Here is a 16,249-nt window from a genome sequence, read left to right on the forward strand (position 1 = left end):
GCCGCCGGCGACCCTGATCCGCTGGTGCTCCACCGTTCCCCACAGTCGACAGCTGCCCGCCGCGGCGGACCCCGAGGAGTAGTTCTTCATGACCTATGTTCTTCCGTTCACCGAGATCGATCTGTCGGACCTCGAGGAGGTCGGCGGCAAGAACGCCTCTCTGGGAGAGCTGATCCGCAATCTGGACTCGGCCGGTGTGCAGGTCCCGGGCGGTTTCGCCACGACAGCCACCGCCTTCCGGGAGTTCCTCCGGGTGGATGGGCTCGACGGGCGGATCGTCGAGGTCCTCGAAGGCCTGGACACCACCGACGTGGGCACCCTCGCCCGGGCGGGATCCCGGATCCGGTCCCTGATCCAGCAGGCGCCGCTGCCGGCCGCGCTCGAGGCCGCCATCCGCACGGCCTACGAGGAGCTGGCCGGCTCCCAGCCCGACGGTGCGGAGGTGTCCTGGGCGGTGCGCTCCAGCGCGACCGCGGAGGATCTTCCGGATGCCTCCTTCGCAGGCCAGCAGGAGACGTTCCTGAACGTGCGCGGGGTGGAGAGCGTGCTGGCGGCGGTCAAGGACGTCTTCGCCTCCCTTTACAACGACCGGGCGATCGCCTACCGGGTCCACCATGGCTTCGCCCACGCCGAGGTGGCGCTCTCGGCCGGGGTGCAGCGGATGGTGCGCTCCGACGTCGGGGCCTCGGGGGTGATGTTCACCATGGACACCGAGTCCGGGTTCACCGACGCGGTGTTCATCACCTCCTCCTACGGGCTGGGCGAGGCGGTGGTGCAGGGGGCGGTGAACCCGGACGAGTTCTACGTCCACAAACCGGCCCTGGCCGCCGGCCGGCCGGCGGTGCTCAAGCGCGGACTGGGGGAGAAGGCCCTGCAGATGACCTACACGGAGTCCCGGGCACTCGGGGAGACCGTCGGGTTCGTCCCCGTGCCGCCCGAGCAGCGCGCCCGGTTCAGCCTCACCGACGCGCAGGTGGAGCAGCTGGCCCGCTACGGCGTGGCCATCGAGGCCCACTACGGGCGCCCGATGGACATCGAATGGGGCCTGGACGGGGCCGACGGGCGCCTCTACATTCTGCAGGCCCGCCCCGAGACGGTCGTCTCGCGCCGGGCGGCGGGCACCGTCTCCCGCTACCGGCTCCACGAGACGGCCCGGGTGCTGGTCGAGGGGCGGGCGATCGGTCAGCGCATCGGCGCCGGCCAGGTCCGGGTGCTCACCTCGATCGAGCAGATGGCCTCCTTCCAGGCCGGTGACGTGCTGGTCGCCTCGATGACCGACCCGGACTGGGAGCCGATCATGAAGAAGGCCGCCGCGATCGTCACCGACCGCGGAGGGCGCACCTGCCACGCGGCGATCATCGCCCGGGAACTGGGAATCCCTGCGGTGGTCGGGGCCGGGGACGCCACCGCGGTCCTGGGCGAGGGCGCTGCGGTGACGGTCTCCTGTGCCGAGGGCGAGGCGGGCCTGGTCTATACGGGCCTGCTGGACTACACCGTGGAGGAGACTGCCCTGGGCTCCATGCCGGAGGCGCCGCTGAGAATCATGATGAACGTGGGCACCCCCGAGCAGGCGTTCAGCTTCGCGCAACTGCCCCATCACGGGGTGGGGCTGGCGAGGCTGGAGTTCATCATCAACCGCCAGATCGGCATCCACCCCCTGGCACTGCTCGCGCTGGAGAACGGCTCCCCGGAGCTGGACCCCGGTGTCGCCGGGCAGATCCGGGAGCGGATCGCCGCCTACGACGGCCCGCGCGACTTCTACGTCAAGCGACTGGCGGAGGGGATCTCCATGATCGCGGCGGCCTTCGCGCCGGAACCGGTGATCATCCGGCTCTCGGACTTCAAGTCCAACGAGTACGCCAACCTGCTCGGTGGCCCGGAGTTCGAACCGGCCGAGGAGAACCCCATGCTCGGGTTCCGCGGTGCCTCCCGGTACCTCTCGCCAGTGTTCCGAGAAGCCTTCGAGCTGGAGTGCGAAGCCGTTCGCCTCGCACGCACCACCATGGGCCTGACCAACATCAAGCTCATGGTCCCCTTCGTGCGCACCCTCGCCGAGGCCGAGGGGGTGGTGGAGCTCCTGGCCGCCAACGGCCTGCGCCGTGGTGAGGAGGGTCTGGAGATCGTGATGATGTGCGAGCTGCCCGCCAACGCCCTGCTGGCCGAGGAGTTCCTGGAGCACTTCGACGGGTTCTCCATCGGCTCCAACGACCTCACCCAGCTCACCCTGGGCCTGGACCGCGACTCCGCCCTCGTGGCCTCCTCCTTCGACGAGCGTGACCCGGCCGTGAAGAAGCTGCTGGGAATGGCGATCACCGCCTGCCGGGCGAAGGACAAGTACGTCGGGATCTGCGGGCAGGGCCCCAGCGACCACCCGGAGCTCGCCCGGTGGCTGCTGGAGCAGGGCATCGACTCCGTCTCGCTGAACCCCGACGCCGTCGTGGACACCTGGCTGGCCCTGGCCCGCACCGCACCCCAGCCCAGCGTGTGAGGGTCCGCCCGTCCCGCACGCCCCGTGTGGTGCGGAACGGGCACCGCATGGGAGGCACACCACGAGAGAGGCACACCATCCAGTGACCGACACCTGCCCGGTGGCGTTCTTCCTGTCGGACAGCACCGGGATCACCGCCGAGACCCTGGGCAACACCCTGCTCACGCAGTTCCCGGCCCAGCGATTCGAGCGCCATACCGTGCCGTTTCTCACCACCGACGAGCAAGCCCGCCACCTCGTGGCCCAGATCGACGCGGTGGTGGCCGCCGGGCGGGTGGCGGTGGTGTTCTCCACCGTTATCGACCCCGGCGTCCGTGCGGTCCTGTCCGGCGGCCAGGGCTTCCTCGTGGACCTGTTCGGGACCCACATGCCCCAGCTCGAGAGCGCCCTGCACGCCACGGCGAGCTTGCAGCCGGGCCGGGCTCACGGGCTCGGGGACGCCCTGCGATACAAGTCCCGAATGAGCGCGGTCGAATACGCCATGGAGCACGACGACGGACAATCCATTCGCGCGCTGGAACGGGCGCAGCTGATACTCATCGCCCCCTCCCGCTGCGGCAAGACCCCCACCAGCATGTATCTGGCCCTGCAGCACGGCATCCGCACTGCCAACTTCCCGCTGGTGGATGAGGACTTCGACCGTCGATCTTTGCCCGCACCTATTGCTCCCTATGCTCACAAGTGTTTCGGGCTGACCTCGCAATCCCTGAGACTGAGCCAGGTCCGGCAGGAACGACGCCCCGGAACGGTATACGCCTCCCTGACCCAGTGCACCTGGGAGCTACGCAACGCCGAGGAGATGTACGCCCTCAACCGCATCCCCCACCTCAACTCGGCCTCCATGTCGGTGGAAGAAATCTCGGCCACCATCCTGCAGCACATGGGAATCCAAGGACACGATCCTGCCTGACCTCGCCCTTCGGCTCGTCAGGCGGAGACAGCCCACCAGTACCACGGCAGGCGAAGGCCGCGTATGCGCATCCCTCCGATGTCGCTGTTCGCTGGGAAAGCGCCTCCGCCCCGTACTGCTTTCCGTATGGCCGGGTCCACATGGGCCAGCCCTGCACTGACCACACCGCTGACGTCTGCACCCAGTACGGCGAGCAGCACCAGGCCGTCGCCACCCAGTTCCAGTCCGTGGGCGGGCGGGCCCACTTCCACGGCCCCGCCCGCACCCCGAAGTGTTTCGAGGGCAACTCCATGATTAGAACCATGATTGCCACTCCCGGCGATGGTGCCGTCCTCGTGGTCGATGGCGGCGGTTCCCGGAATGGCGAGCTGATGGGCGGCACCATGGGTATGACCGCTTCGGACAACGGGAGGCCGGCGTGGTCGTCCACGGGGCCAACCGCGACCGCGGCGAACTGGCCGCCCTCCCGATCGGGGTGAAGGCCTGGGCGGCAATCCGCGCTGGTCCAGCAGGAACGGCAGCGGGCAGCAGGATGTCGAGAACACCATCGGGGCGCCACCTTCCGCCCCGGAGCCACCGTCTACTGCGACGACGGCATCCTCGTCGAACGCTGATCTGCATCCGACGGGGCGCCCCCGCCGACCGCCACTCTTCCGCTGGGGACATCTCGTGCGTAGAGGCAGCACATGGACCTCCCCCCTTGAGGTGACCAGGGCTGGGCACCCTGCGCTCTGCATAAAGCCAGCTACCGGTTGAGCAAGGCAGTTCTCACATTTGCTCGAGCTTCTGTCTTGTCGACGTGCCGTTGCGAAGCTGCCGTCAGGGCCCCTGGAGCCATCCTCGTGCGTGCAACCATGATGAGCACAGTGCCGGCCAGACCTCGGGTCCCCCGGCGCCCTGGGCCAGTCCGAGGCCGTGAGTCCCTTCGGGAAAGACGTGCAGGGCGTGGGGCACACCCGCTTGTGCAAGCGCTTGGGCCAAGAGATAGGAGTGCTGGACCGGCACCGAGGGGTCGTCGGCGGTGTGCCAGATGAAGAACGGTGGAGCCGCCGCAGTCACCAGACGGTCCAGGGATGTCGCTGCCCGTGCCTCGGTACTAGGGGTGGTGCCCAGAAGCTCCCGCTGACTGCCCTTGTCGGTGTCGAGTTCCATGGACACCACCGGATAACAGAGGATCACCGCCTCGACTCGCTCGGGATCCGAGGGTGATGCGGTCAGGGCGGCATGGCCGGCCAGGTGCCCACCTGCGGAGGACCCCAACAGGGCGATTCGCTCCACACCGGTCGCACGGATCCGGCGAATCTCGGCCCGTACCGCTTCCAGCGGAGCCGGGTGTGCGGTGTGCACCGGGTAACGGAACACGCTCGATGAGAGGCCGAGTCGACTGAGCCACTCGGCAATGGGTTCCGCCTCGTTGTCCGCGTAACCGGCGTATCCACCTCCGGGAAGGACGATGACGTGCATGGCCAAGTCCGGGCCGGCGGGGAGTGTGCCGGCCCGGATCGACGCGACAGAACGATCCGCCGAGGACTGTGGTGAGTTCATGGCTTCAGCATCCCAGAACCGATGCTTCATATCGTCGTAGGCCGCGCAGGAGGCGTTGTGCCTAGGGCTCTGGAGTGCAGCCGTCGCCGTATGTGCTGCGGTTTCGAACCTCTGCAGGGGGTTGACCTCGGCCCTCTTGCTCTACGCGACATACCAGTGCCCAGGCTCCTAGTGTTGACTGTCAACAGTTGCCAGGAGTAACGTGATGCGCGGCACATTCCGCCGACGGCTTCAGGCAAGGATCCGCATCGCATGTTCTCTTCCCGACTGGGCTGTTCGTCCATCAGTTTCCGGCACCAGCCGCTGCCCGAGGCGCTGCGCACCATCGGCGGTCTCTGCTTCGAGGAGATCGATCTGGGCGCCCTGCCCGGGGTCTGCGATCACGTCCCCTACGTGCTGGACGCCGCCGCCGTGGAACAGGTCGCCGCCGCCGTGAACAACTCGGGTCTGCGCGTGCGCTCGGTCAATGGGGACGTCGGGGACCTCAACGCGGTGCTGGACGAGCACCAGCGCGCACAGCGCGCCGAGCACTTGGACATGCTTCTGGAGCTTACGGCCGCGGTGGGTGCTGAGGCCCTGGTCCTGCCCTGCGGTGCGCTCGAGCACGAGCCGGTCCGGTCCCTCGAGGAGGACATCCGCACGGTGGCCGCGGAACTGGCCGAGGCGTCCCATCGGGCGGCTGCCGCCGGTGTCGAGCTGTGGTGCGAGTCGTTGCACTTCTTCCGTCTGTGTTGGAACACCGAGCGTGCCCAGCGGTTGACGGAGGCGTTGGAGGGCACCGGCGTGGGTGTGGTCATGGACTTCAGCCACATCGTCGCCTCCGGCGGGGACCCGGTGCGCTTCGTCGAGACCTTCGCCGACCGGATCACGCACGTGCACCTGCGCGACGCCACCGCCGGCAACATCAACTTGAGCATCGGCAACGGCGAGGCCGACTTCGCCGCCGGCCTGCGGGCTCTCGAACGCCTCGGATACACCGGCCACTTCTCGCTCGAGCTCGAGACCCGCGACGTCACCCACGACCAGCGCCCCGCGGCCACCCGCGCGGCCGCCGAGTACATCTCCTCCCTGCTGTAAGACCCATCCTCACTCACCCCTAGGAGCACCATGTCGACCGTCCAGCGCACCGCCGTCATCACCGGAGCCACCTCCGACAAGGGCATTGGCATGACCACTGCCCGCCGTTTCGCCCGTGAAGGATGGGGGGTGGTGATCCTGGACCTCGACGGCGAGAAGTCCGCCCGAGTCGCCCAGGACATCAGGCAGGAGTGCGGCGTGCCGGCCTTCGGCCACGCGATCGACGTCGCCGTCGAGTCCTCCGTGACCGCTGCGCACGACGCGGTGGCCGCCGAGGTCACCGCCGGCAACCTGCCGCCAGTGGGGGCGGTGGTCAACATCGCCGGGATCACCTCACCGGTCCCGTTCCTGGAGACCACCCTCGAGCTGTGGCACAAGGTCATGGACGTCAACGCCACCGGCACCTACCTGGTCACGAAGGCGTTCCTGCCCGAGATGATCGAGCAGGGTTGGGGTCGGGTCGTGAACATGTCCTCCGTGTCCGCCCAGCGTGGCGGCGGGGTCTTCGGCAAGGTCCCCTACTCCGCGGCGAAGGCCGCCGTCCTGGGCTTCACCAAGGCGCTGGCCCGCGAGCTGGGTACGACCGGTGTCACGGTCAATGCGGTGACCCCCGGTGCCGTGGACACCAACATCCGCGTGGGCAGCACCGACGAGCAGGAGGCAGCCATCGCGGCCGGCATCCCGGTCGGGCGCACGGCCACCACCGAGGAGATCGCCGCGTCCATCACCTTCCTCGCCGCCGAGGACTCGGCCTACCTGACCGGGGTGACCCTCGACATCAACGGTGGAAGCCACATGCACTGACGCGGTCCGTCCGCTTCGTGTCCGCCGCCTCCCCGCAACCGCGGGGAGGCGGCGGCACCACCTTCCAGGAGACACCATGCACGGTCCGGCCCGCTCCCGCCCTTCCGCTTCGCCCCACCGCCGGGGATCGACGGGGGTGCGGGTCCACGAGGTGTCCGACCTGCGGGTGGGCGACGTCGTCGAGATCCGGCTCTGGGACACGGTGCGCCACCGGGGAGCGGTCGACGTGGTCTGTCCCCGGCTGGGAGTGCTGTGGATCCTGGACGGTCCCCTGGGCGAGCGGACACTGATCCTTGCTTGCGAGTACACCATCTGGAAGATGCCGCGTCCCGCGCGCGCCCGGTGAGCAGTGCAGGCACAGGATCGCTTGGCGTGCCACGACAAGCGGTGAGGGCCGGACGGAGAAGTTCTCCGTCCGGCCCTCGCTGCTGTTGCTGGTTCCCTGGTGTGTTCAGCCGACGGCTTCGGTGCGGCGGGGGTGGAGCAGGGACCGGACCTTCTCGGCGATCTTGGCGGTGGAGACCCCGTAGCGGTCGTTGAGGGTGGGCAGGGCGCCGGCGTCGAGGAACTCGTCGGGCAGGCCCACGGGGGTGATCTGCCGCAGCACCCCGTCGCGGACCGCGGTGTGGGCGACCGCGTCGAAGAGCCCGCCGATGACGGTGTGGTTCTCGCAGGTGAGCACCAGCCGGTCCTTGGCGAGCTCGGCCAGGATGGTCGCCTCGTCCAGGGGCTTGAGGGTGGGCACGTGCAGCACGGCGACGTCGACCTTGTCGGCTTCCAGGGCCTTGGCGGCCTCCAGGGCGCGCTCGGTCATCAGGCCGGTGGAGATCAGCAGGACCTCGGCCCCGTCGCGGAGGAGCTTGGCCTTGCCGAGCTCGAAGGTGTAGTCGTACTCGTCGAGCACCCGGGGCACCTTTCCCCGCAGGATCCGCATGTAGGTGGGTCCGTCGTGGGCGGCCAGCTGGGGGACGGCCTGCTCGATGTCCACCGCGTCGCAGGGGTCCACGATGGTGAGGTTGGGCATGCCTCGCAGGATCGCGACGTCCTCGGTGGCCTGGTGGGAGGGCCCGTAGCCGGTGGTGAGCCCGGGTAGGGCGCAGACCATGTTCACGTTGAGGTTCGCCTCGGCGATGTCCAGGCACAGGAAGTCGTAGGCCCGGCGGGTGGCGAACACGGAGTAGGTGGAGGCGAACGGCACGAAACCCTCCATGGCCAGCCCGGCGGCAGCCCCCAGTAGGGCTTGTTCGGCCATGCCGACCTGGTAGAACCGGTCGGGCATCGCATCGCGCAGGATGTGCAGGTCGGTGTACTTGGCCAGATCGGCCGACAGGCCCACGATCCGCTCGTCGCGCTCGGCCAGCTCCACCAGGGCGTGACCCAGGGGCGCCGCGGTGGTCCGCTGGCCCTCCTTGGCGAGGGAGGCGCTCATCGCATCGGAGGTCAGTCTCTTCTTCTGCGGGGTGTTCGGGGTGGTGTTCATGCCTGGGACGACTCCTTCAGTCGGTCGTGGGCCGTCTTCCACTCATCGGCGGCGACGGTCATGAAGTGCAGCTTCTCCCGGTTCTCCAGGAAGTCCACGCCCTTGCCGAGCTTGGTGTTGGCGATCAGGCACCGCGGCTGGCCGGCGTCGATGGTCCGCAGTTCCTCCAGGGCGGTGAGGACGGCGGCGACGTCGTTGCCGTCGACCCGGCGGGTGATCCAGCCGAAGGCCTCGAACTTGCCCTCGACGGGTTCCATGCCCAGCATGTCCTGGCTCTTGCCGTCGGCCTGCTGGTCGTTGAAGTCCACGATCGCGATGAGGTTGTCGAGCTGGTGGTGGGCGGCCACGGCCGCGGCCTCCCAGGTGGAGCCCTCGTTGAGCTCGCCGTCGGAGAGGATGTTGTAGACGAATGCCGGGTTGTTCTTGCGCTTGAGTCCCAGGGCCACCCCGTTGGCGACGACCAGGCCGTGACCCAGCGACCCGCCGGAGATCTCCACCCCGGGGGTGTAGGAGGCCATCGCCGACATCGGCAGCCGGGAGTCGTCGGTCGCGTAGGTCTCCAGCTCCTCCAGCGGCAGGAACTTCGCCTCGGCCAGTGCGGCGTAGAGGGCGATCGCGTAGTGCCCGATCGAGAGCAGGCAGCGGTCGCGTCCCTCCCATTCGGGGTCCTCCGGGCGCAGGTTGAGCTGGTCGGCGTAGAGCACCGCCAGCACGTCGGCGATGTCCAGGGCCTGACCGATGTAGCCCTGGCCCTGCACCTCGCCCTGGATCAGCGCGTTGGTGCGGATGCGGAAAGCCGCCTCCTTGACCCGGGCCAGACGCTCGGGATCGACCGGAATCGGTTCGCTGGTTGTTGTCATGAGCTTCACCTCGAGTGATGTGGGGTGTGGGGCGAGTGATGGGTGCGAGGGGATTGCAAGGACCTGCGTCCACGGCGCCGTTCGGCGCCAGCGGGGCCTTTTCACCCGGATCGGCCCCTGTCGCTCCGGGTGCTGCTCAACCGCCGACATCGCTACTGGGAATGAGAACAACGTCTTATGTTGATGGTTGACTGTTAACAGTGAAGCACGTCACGTTCTTTGCCGCAAGCGATCGGACTCCCTAGGTCCGGGTGCCGGAGCCGGTGCCCCGGCACGGCAGCCGACTGCTGTACTTGCGACAGCGCACCGTCAACGGTTAACCGGCACGTATGATCAAGACATAGCTGGATCAGCCCAGAGGCATTTCTTCGGGTGCCGGTCGGTGGGGCGGGCGCAGAGGAGGCGCGCAAGGCGTCGAGTCTTCCTGCGCCAAGATCCCTGCACGGGGTGGCCAGCGCTCCTCGCGCCAGAGACCTACAACTGCAGCCTTTCCCCCTCCCGAGCTCATGAAGGACGGCCCCGATGACCACTCAGACAGCGGCCCTGGCCGGACTGGCCAAGGTGAATCTGCGCCAACAGGCTCTGACGGCGCTGCGCCGTGCCATCACCACCGGCGAACTCCCCCCGGGCACTCATCTGGTGGAGACGGACCTGTCCGAGCAGCTGCAGATCAGCCGAGGCACCCTGCGCGAGGCTATGCGCCAGCTCCAGCAGGAAGGCCTCATCGCAGCCGGCGCCCGTGGCCGGCTGGCCGTACGCAGTCTGGACGCCAAGGAGATCCTCGACATCTTCGCTGTCCGCGCTGCCCTCGAGTCCCTGGCGGTCCGCACACTGAGTCAAGCGGAGCATCGTGATGCGGCCGTCGCCACGCTGCGTGACGCGGTGCGTGCCATGGAGGAGGCCGTGGACCACACGCTGGAGGAGCGCATCGAGGCCGACCTGAACTTCCACCGCACCCTGTGCCAGCTCACCGGCAACGCCATGCTCCTGCACTCCTGGCAAGCTCTCGAAGGCTCCATCCGGATGTCGTTCATGTGGGCCGGCATGGAACGAGCGGTCGGCAACATGCGCGTGGACCGGCACACCGCCATCGTCGACGTCGTCGCCGCCGGAAACGCCGCGACAGCCGCTGACTACATGCTCACCCACATGGACGAAGCCGCCACCAACCTGGTCGCTTGACCACTCGCGCAGCACGCACAGCACCAGCTGCCGCCTCAGCCACGATGCTTCTCGGAGCTGGTATTCCCGAGGAACCAGCACGACGCTGAAATGGCCGGAACCGTGGACATCGACCGGTTCAGGCAGCGTGACCTGCCGGGGCATCGACCTGGTTCGCCAGTCGTCCCGAAGTGTTCCTGCCCCTGGCACGAGACCATGCCCGCACCTGTGTACTCGGCGCGGACACGACTCGACGACCGCCGTCACGGGTACCGACGAAGCTTTCAGGGCCAACCTGCCATGCCCGGGTGCCTTTTCCCTGGTTCGACCCAACCTGCCATAGGCAATTTGGTCATGCGCTGACATCACCCCTTGCGCCCTGAGCGTGGCCCGTGTCACACTTCACGAAACGCTTCGTTGACTGTTAACAGTCAACGGGTGGAAAAGCTCCACACGGCCGGTTTCCGGCCGTCGGGGACAGTGCAACCGGGGTCACCGTGCGAGTCTTCCCGCCGCCACCCCAGAACACCGTGGGCAGGCACCTGAACGCCGTGACAGATGTCGCCGCCGCCGAGCCGCTCACCGTCCATTTCACGGCAAGACTTCGTTCCTCGAACTACGGGAAGGTTTACCCCCATGAAGCTGAACACAGTGCGACCCAACGCCAAGCGACGTGTCCGTTCCAGCGTCCTCGCGATCGCCGTCGTTGCCGGCCTGTCCCTGGCAGGCTGCGGAGGCGGCGAGGAGGGCGCCAGCAAGCAGCTTCTGCTCGGCCACGGCGCCAGCCCGACCAACCCCCGGTCCGAGGCCGCCACGTTCTTCGCCGAGCAGGTGGCCGAGAACACCGAATCCGCAGTGACGGTCCAGGTCCAGGGCGCGGAGCAGCTCGGCTCGGATGCCGAGATGATGGTCTCCCTGGCGTCCGGCAGCCTGGACATGACCGCCAATTCGCAAGGAGTGGTGTCCACCAACGTTCCCGAAGTGGCGCTGTTCGGACTTCCGTTCCTCTTCGAGTCCTCGAAGCACGCGCACACCGTCGTTGACGGCCCCATCGGGGACGAGATCGCCGCCAAGGCAGAGGAGGAGGGATTCAAGGTTCTCGCGTGGTGGGACAACGGCATTCGTCACATCACCACCGGTGACACTCCGATCAACACTCCCGAGGACGTGGCCGGTCTGAAGATCCGCACCCCCGAAGACCCGATGACCATCGACATCTTCAACGCCCTGGACGCGAACCCGACGCCGATGGCCTTCAATGAGCTGTACCTGGCGCTTCAGCAGGGTGCTGTGGACGGGCAGGAGAACCCGATCCCGAACATCCACGCGAACGCACTTCACGAGGTCCAGGACCACCTCGCCCTGACTGGGCACAAGTACGAAGTGACTCCTCTGATCATCAGCACGACCGCCTGGGATTCCCTGTCTGCGGAACAGCAGGAAGCCGTGCAGACGGCTGCTGACGAGGCCCGTGACATGCAGCGGGACCTGATGGAGGAGCAGACCGAGGAACTGCGCACGGAGCTCGAGGACTCCATGGAGATCACCACGCCCGAGCTCGCCCCGTTCCGGGAGGCGACGACGGACGTGTACGAGAAGTGGTCCGCCGACTACCCCGAGTTCGTCGAGCAGATCGTCGACGAGGCCGACGCCACCCGGGCGGATTTCGAGGGCTGACCCGATGACACAACAACCCGACCCCGAACACGTCGAAGCGGACTGGGATCCGGACAACCCGCAGCCCATCGCCCAACCCGATCCGTTCAGCCTGGTGACGGACAGGATCAATCTCTGGGCCACCTACCTGGGTGGGGTGGTGTCCATTCTCGCCTTCGTGGTGATCGGCGTTCTGCTCCTGGTCGCCGTGATCCTCCGGTTCGCGTTCAACACCAGCCTGGGGTTCGCCGTGGAGATTCCGGCGTTCGCCTTCCCGTGGTTGATCGCCGGCGGGGTGGTCGCCGCGATGGGACGTGGCGGCCACCTGGCGGTGGACTACTTCGCCAACAAGCTGGCGGACCGCAACCGCCGCTACCTGGACATTTTCGTCTGGGCGGTGTCGACCCTGACCCTGGGGTTCCTCGTCTACATCTCCACGCTGATGATCCGCCCGTACATGGGGCAGAGCTCGCCCATCCTCGGACTGCCCATGATGATCAGCTACGGCGCCTACATCTACATGGCTGTCAGTCTGACAGTGCAGGCCGCCGCGCGCCTCTTTGCGGCTTTCCGGGGCAACGTCCCGCATCCGAAGGGAATCGTCAATGTTTGAGGTCGTCGTAGCGATCGCCCTGTTCCTCGTGCTGCTGCTGCTCAGCATCCCGGTGTCCTTCGCCCTGCTGATGGCAACGCTGGCCGGTATCGCCCTGGTGGGCACTGCTCCGCTGCAGATCGTGGCCCAGCAGTCCTTCGCCCCGGCCTCGAACTTCCTGTTCCTGGCGATCCCATTCTTCATCCTCACGGCCGATCTACTGGCGAGCGGGAAGCTGGGTCAGACCGTGATCGGTCTGGCGACCAAGGTGATCGGCCGGTTCCGAGGCGGCGTCGGGCATGCGAGCGTGGCCACCTCGGTGGTGTTCTCCGGTGTGTCGGGCTCGGCCGTGGCCGATGCGTCGGGCCTCGGCTCGGTCCTGATCCCCTGGAGCAAGAAGGTGGGCTATCCCGCGCCCTTCAGCGCTGCGGTCAACGCGTCTTCCTCGGTCATCGGCGTCATTCTGCCGCCGTCCATTCCGATGATCCTGTTCGCCGCCACCTCCGGCGTCTCGGTCGCAGCGATCTTCCTCTCCGGCCTGATTCCCGGATTGTTGCTGGCCACCGCCTACTTCATCGTCTGCTGGGGGGTGGCCGTCAAACAGGGCTTCCCCCGCATCAAAATGAAGTTCACCAAGAAGAACCTTCTGAAGGATGTGTTCCTCGCGCTACCGGCCCTTTTGATGCCGATCATCATGATCCGCGTGGTCCTGCTCGGCGGTATCGCGACGGTCACCGAAGTCGCAGTGCTCTCCGCGGTCTACGCCCTGCTGATCCGTCTGATGTACCGCGACATCTCCCTGAAGGGCATCATCCACTCGATGATCAACACCGCCGCCGCCACCGGCGTCGTCATGCTGCTGATCATGATGTCCGAGGCACTCAGCTGGTTCCTGACGGTGCAGCAGGCCCCCCAGCTACTCGCGCAGAACGTGCTCGAGAACGTGGCCTCGCCCATCGTCATCCTGTTGCTCATCAACCTGCTGCTGCTGGTCGTCGGCGCGTTCCTGGACATGTCACCGGCCATCCTGCTGCTCACCCCGGTGCTGCTGCCGATCTCCACCGCGATCGGACTCGACCCCATCCAGCTCGGCCTGATCATGATCCTCAATCTCGGGATCGGCCTGTTCACACCACCGGTGGGCACCACCCTGTACATCTCGACCTCGATCGGGAAGATCCCGATCGAGCAGACGGTGAAGGCGTTGGTCCCCTTCTACGCGGTATCGGTGCTGTGCCTCCTCGCCGTGACCTTCATCCCGGCGTTGACGAGCCTCGGAAGATGAGCACGACCCTAGCGGGCCCGGCACGCCCTTGCCGATGAAAGGCGGCGTGCGCCAGTGGCGCGGTCGGTGACCGTGCTCCTGGTGACCGACGCACGGCCGGCCCCGGGGCCCGGATGCCTTCCGGGTCCCGGGTCCGGCCATTCCGGAGCTGCTCGGGCAACGACGAGCTCCAAGGAGAAAAGAACAGGGTGATGACAAAGATCTTCAACGATCCCAGCGAGTTCAGTGACGACCAGCTTGCCGGGTTCGTGGACCTGTACGCCGACCGCCTTCGGGAGGTGCCGGGCGGAGTGGTCGCGCTGCGCTCAGGGGACCCGCAGGTGGCGGTCGTCGTCGGAGGGGGCTCCGGCCACTACCCGGCCTTCGCCGGTCTGGTCGGGCCCGGCTTCGCCGCCGGGGCAGTGGCGGGGAACATCTTCACCTCGCCATCGGCCGCCCAGGTGTACTCGGTCGCCAAGGCTGCCGATCAGGACCGGGGGTGATACTCACTTTTGGCAACTATGCCGGCGACAACATGAAGTTCGGCATCGCCGCCCGCCAGCTCAACGATGAAGGGATCGACACCCGGATCGTGGTGGTCACCGACGACATCGCCTCGGCCGCAGAAGAGGACAAGCGCCGGGGCATCGCCGGGGACTTCACCGTCTTCAAGGCCATGGGCGCCGCCGCGGCAGCCGGCCTGGAGCTCGCCGAGGTCGAATGGGTGGGTCACGCCGCCAACGACTCCACCCGGACTCTGGGTGTGGCCTTCAGCGGATGCACCATGCCCGGGGCTCGACAGCCGTTGTTCACCGTGCCAGAGGGGCACCTGGGGCTGGGTCTCGGCCTCCACGGCGAGCCCGGGATCCGGGACGAACCGCTGCCCACCGCCCACGAGCTGGCGCAGACTTTCGTCTCCGCGATACTCGAGCACGCCCCAAGCAGTGCGGGAGACCGCATCGGCGTCATCCTCAACGGCCTGGGCACCACCATGTACGTAGAGCTGTTCGTCCTGTGGGGAGCCATCGCCCCCCTGCTGCGCGAACGCGGCTACCAGATCGTCGACCCCGAGGTCGGCGAACTGGTTACGAGCCTGGACATGGGCGGTTGCTCTCTGACCCTTTTCTGGCTCACCGACGAGCTCGAGACCTACTGGACGGCCGACGCCTGCACCCCCGCCTACCGCAAACAACGGGCACCCCTGCAAGCCCTCGATCCAGCCGCCCAGGACACCGCGGTCGGTGCGGTGGATCCTCGGCAGGTGCCCACCCCGGGCTGTGCCTCGAAAGAACTCGCCGACAACGTCCTGGTCGGGCTGCGCACAGTCCACGCCACGCTTAAGGAGCGCGAGAGTGAGTTGGGTGCCATCGACGCCGTGGCCGGCGACGGCGACCACGGCCGAAGTATGGTCAAGGGCGCCACGGCCGCCCTGAAAGCCGCCGAGGAAGTAGACGGCCGCGCCGGAGCCGGATGGATGCTGCGCCTCGCCGGCAGCGCATGGGCCGCCCGCGCCGGTGGGACTTCCGGAGTCCTGTGGGGAGCGGCGCTGGAAGCGGCCGGTCGCACACTGTCCGACGAGGCGGACGCCTTCGACCGGCAGGACCGCGCGCAAGCAGCCGACAACTTCGCGCGCGCCGTCCAAGACCTTGGGGGCGCCTCGGTGGGGGACAAGACGCTGCTGGACGCCCTGATCCCGTTCACCACGGAACTGAGCGCCTCGCTGCAGCGCACCCGCGAGCTCGTGGAGGCCCGGCGTGTGGCGGCCGAAGTCGCCGGCCGCCAGGCGGCAGCGACCGCTGACCTCACGCCCAGGGTCGGCCGGGCCCGACCACTGGCCCAGAGGATTCTGGGGACCCCCGACGCCGGCGCCACCTCGATGGCGCTGATCCTGACGGCCGTTGGCCAGGATCCTGACGTTCTCGACCATGTCGATGTGAAAGTAGAGACGAAATGATGGCCGAGCAGAAGCTGCGGATCGTGATCGGCGGCGACGACGCCGGATTCGACTACAAGGAGGCCCTGCGCCGGGATCTGGAGGCCGACGACCGCGTGGAGAGCGTGGTGGACGTCGGGGTCTCGGAGACGGAGAACACGGACTACCCGCACGTGGCCGTCGACGCCGCCCGGAAGGTCGCCGCCGGTGAGGCCGACCGTGCGCTGCTGATCTGCGGCACGGGCCTGGGCGTGGCGATCTCGGCGAACAAGGTGCCCGGGATCCGGGCCGTGACCGCCCACGACTCCTACTCGGTGGAGCGCTCGGTGCTCTCCAACAACGCCCAGGTGCTGTGCATGGGTCAGCGGGTCGTCGGCCTGGAGCTGGCCCGGCGCCTGGCCAAGGAGTGGCTGGGCTACACCTTCGACACCACCAGCGCCTCCGCGGCCAAGGTCGAGGCCATCACCGACTACGAGAAC

At 67.7% G+C, this 16,249-nt stretch carries 14 protein-coding genes and 1 pseudogene; 12 read left to right on the plus strand and 3 right to left on the minus strand.

What is annotated here, in order from left to right:
• The first annotated feature begins 88 nt into the window (after positions 1–88).
• The 3 genes from ppsA to ACH9D3_RS12595 all read left to right on the plus strand — a co-directional run bounded on the left by ppsA (position 89) and on the right by ACH9D3_RS12595 (position 3,877).
• Positions 89–2,488 carry a phosphoenolpyruvate synthase gene (ppsA, locus tag ACH9D3_RS12585; RefSeq protein ID WP_396411200.1) on the plus strand — a complete coding sequence of 800 codons (2,400 nt, stop codon included), beginning with the start codon at positions 89–91 and terminating at the stop codon, positions 2,486–2,488.
• Positions 2,489–2,570: 82 nt separating this feature from the next.
• Complete coding sequence (locus ACH9D3_RS12590) at positions 2,571–3,398, plus strand: pyruvate, phosphate dikinase/phosphoenolpyruvate synthase regulator (RefSeq protein WP_396411201.1); 828 nt, start codon at positions 2,571–2,573, stop codon at positions 3,396–3,398.
• 140 nt (positions 3,399–3,538) lie between these two features.
• Positions 3,539–3,877, plus strand: a complete 339-nt coding sequence (locus ACH9D3_RS12595) for an RraA family protein (RefSeq protein ID WP_396411202.1) — start codon at positions 3,539–3,541, stop codon at positions 3,875–3,877.
• Positions 3,878–4,217: 340 nt separating this feature from the next.
• Here the strand turns inward: ACH9D3_RS12595 and ACH9D3_RS12600 are convergent, their stop codons facing one another.
• Positions 4,218–4,943: a prolyl oligopeptidase family serine peptidase gene (locus tag ACH9D3_RS12600; protein WP_396411203.1), complete on the minus strand. Its 726-nt coding sequence runs from the start codon at positions 4,941–4,943 to the stop codon at positions 4,218–4,220.
• Positions 4,944–5,195: 252 nt separating this feature from the next.
• Here ACH9D3_RS12600 and ACH9D3_RS12605 point away from each other — a divergent pair, with 252 nt between their 5' ends.
• From ACH9D3_RS12605 to ACH9D3_RS12615, 3 genes are all read left to right on the plus strand, one after another.
• On the plus strand, positions 5,196–6,020 hold the full coding sequence (locus ACH9D3_RS12605; RefSeq protein WP_396411204.1) for a TIM barrel protein: 825 nt from the start codon (positions 5,196–5,198) through the stop codon (positions 6,018–6,020).
• Positions 6,021–6,050: 30 nt separating this feature from the next.
• Positions 6,051–6,824, plus strand: coding sequence for an SDR family oxidoreductase (locus tag ACH9D3_RS12610; RefSeq protein ID WP_396411205.1), 774 nt, complete (start codon positions 6,051–6,053; stop codon positions 6,822–6,824).
• Positions 6,825–6,960: 136 nt separating this feature from the next.
• Positions 6,961–7,170, plus strand: a complete 210-nt coding sequence (locus ACH9D3_RS12615) for a hypothetical protein (RefSeq protein WP_396411206.1) — start codon at positions 6,961–6,963, stop codon at positions 7,168–7,170.
• 105 nt (positions 7,171–7,275) lie between these two features.
• Here the strand turns inward: ACH9D3_RS12615 and ACH9D3_RS12620 are convergent, their stop codons facing one another.
• The gene (locus ACH9D3_RS12620; protein WP_396411207.1) at positions 7,276–8,304 is read right to left on the minus strand and encodes a transketolase C-terminal domain-containing protein; all 1,029 of its coding nucleotides are present in this window, start codon (positions 8,302–8,304) and stop codon (positions 7,276–7,278) included.
• Positions 8,301–9,164 carry a thiamine pyrophosphate-dependent enzyme gene (locus ACH9D3_RS12625; RefSeq protein ID WP_396411208.1) on the minus strand — a complete coding sequence of 288 codons (864 nt, stop codon included), beginning with the start codon at positions 9,162–9,164 and terminating at the stop codon, positions 8,301–8,303. Before ACH9D3_RS12625 ends, ACH9D3_RS12620 begins: the two co-directional genes overlap by 4 nt.
• A gap of 522 nt (positions 9,165–9,686) precedes the next feature.
• Here ACH9D3_RS12625 and ACH9D3_RS12630 point away from each other — a divergent pair.
• The 6 genes and pseudogenes from ACH9D3_RS12630 to ACH9D3_RS12655 all read left to right on the plus strand — a co-directional run.
• Positions 9,687–10,346 carry an FCD domain-containing protein gene (locus ACH9D3_RS12630; RefSeq protein WP_396411209.1) on the plus strand — a complete coding sequence of 220 codons (660 nt, stop codon included), beginning with the start codon at positions 9,687–9,689 and terminating at the stop codon, positions 10,344–10,346.
• Positions 10,347–10,961: 615 nt separating this feature from the next.
• Positions 10,962–12,002 carry a TRAP transporter substrate-binding protein gene (locus ACH9D3_RS12635; RefSeq protein ID WP_396411210.1) on the plus strand — a complete coding sequence of 347 codons (1,041 nt, stop codon included), beginning with the start codon at positions 10,962–10,964 and terminating at the stop codon, positions 12,000–12,002.
• A gap of 4 nt (positions 12,003–12,006) precedes the next feature.
• Positions 12,007–12,594, plus strand: a complete 588-nt coding sequence (locus tag ACH9D3_RS12640; protein WP_396411211.1) for a TRAP transporter small permease subunit — start codon at positions 12,007–12,009, stop codon at positions 12,592–12,594.
• Complete coding sequence (locus ACH9D3_RS12645) at positions 12,587–13,858, plus strand: TRAP transporter large permease subunit (RefSeq protein WP_396411212.1); 1,272 nt, start codon at positions 12,587–12,589, stop codon at positions 13,856–13,858. Before ACH9D3_RS12640 ends, ACH9D3_RS12645 begins: the two co-directional genes overlap by 8 nt.
• 191 nt (positions 13,859–14,049) lie before the next feature.
• Positions 14,050–15,791, plus strand: a pseudogene (locus ACH9D3_RS12650) (dihydroxyacetone kinase family protein).
• The coding region (locus ACH9D3_RS12655; protein WP_396411213.1) for a ribose-5-phosphate isomerase at positions 15,791–16,249 on the plus strand (459 nt) is incomplete at its 3' end. The pseudogene ACH9D3_RS12650 and the gene ACH9D3_RS12655, both read left to right, overlap by 1 nt.

This window comes from Kocuria kalidii, assembly GCF_044462225.1.
Lineage (GTDB): Bacteria > Actinomycetota > Actinomycetes > Actinomycetales > Micrococcaceae > Kocuria > Kocuria kalidii.

Excerpts from the sequence above, each read along its gene's own strand:
- ACH9D3_RS12610 (WP_396411205.1), top strand. The coding sequence starts at position 6,051 with ATGTCGACCGTCCAGCGCACCGCCGTCATCACCGGAGCCACCTCCGAC.
- ppsA (WP_396411200.1), top strand. The coding sequence starts at position 89 with ATGACCTATGTTCTTCCGTTCACCGAGATCGATCTGTCGGACCTCGAG.
- ACH9D3_RS12630 (WP_396411209.1), top strand. The coding sequence starts at position 9,687 with ATGACCACTCAGACAGCGGCCCTGGCCGGACTGGCCAAGGTGAATCTG.
- ACH9D3_RS12625 (WP_396411208.1), bottom strand. The coding sequence starts at position 9,164 with ATGACAACAACCAGCGAACCGATTCCGGTCGATCCCGAGCGTCTGGCC.
- ACH9D3_RS12640 (WP_396411211.1), top strand. The coding sequence starts at position 12,007 with ATGACACAACAACCCGACCCCGAACACGTCGAAGCGGACTGGGATCCG.
- ACH9D3_RS12605 (WP_396411204.1), top strand. The coding sequence starts at position 5,196 with ATGTTCTCTTCCCGACTGGGCTGTTCGTCCATCAGTTTCCGGCACCAG.
- ACH9D3_RS12635 (WP_396411210.1), top strand. The coding sequence starts at position 10,962 with ATGAAGCTGAACACAGTGCGACCCAACGCCAAGCGACGTGTCCGTTCC.
- ACH9D3_RS12620 (WP_396411207.1), bottom strand. The coding sequence starts at position 8,304 with ATGAACACCACCCCGAACACCCCGCAGAAGAAGAGACTGACCTCCGAT.
- ACH9D3_RS12645 (WP_396411212.1), top strand. The coding sequence starts at position 12,587 with ATGTTTGAGGTCGTCGTAGCGATCGCCCTGTTCCTCGTGCTGCTGCTG.
- ACH9D3_RS12595 (WP_396411202.1), top strand. The coding sequence starts at position 3,539 with ATGGGCCAGCCCTGCACTGACCACACCGCTGACGTCTGCACCCAGTAC.
- ACH9D3_RS12600 (WP_396411203.1), bottom strand. The coding sequence starts at position 4,943 with ATGAACTCACCACAGTCCTCGGCGGATCGTTCTGTCGCGTCGATCCGG.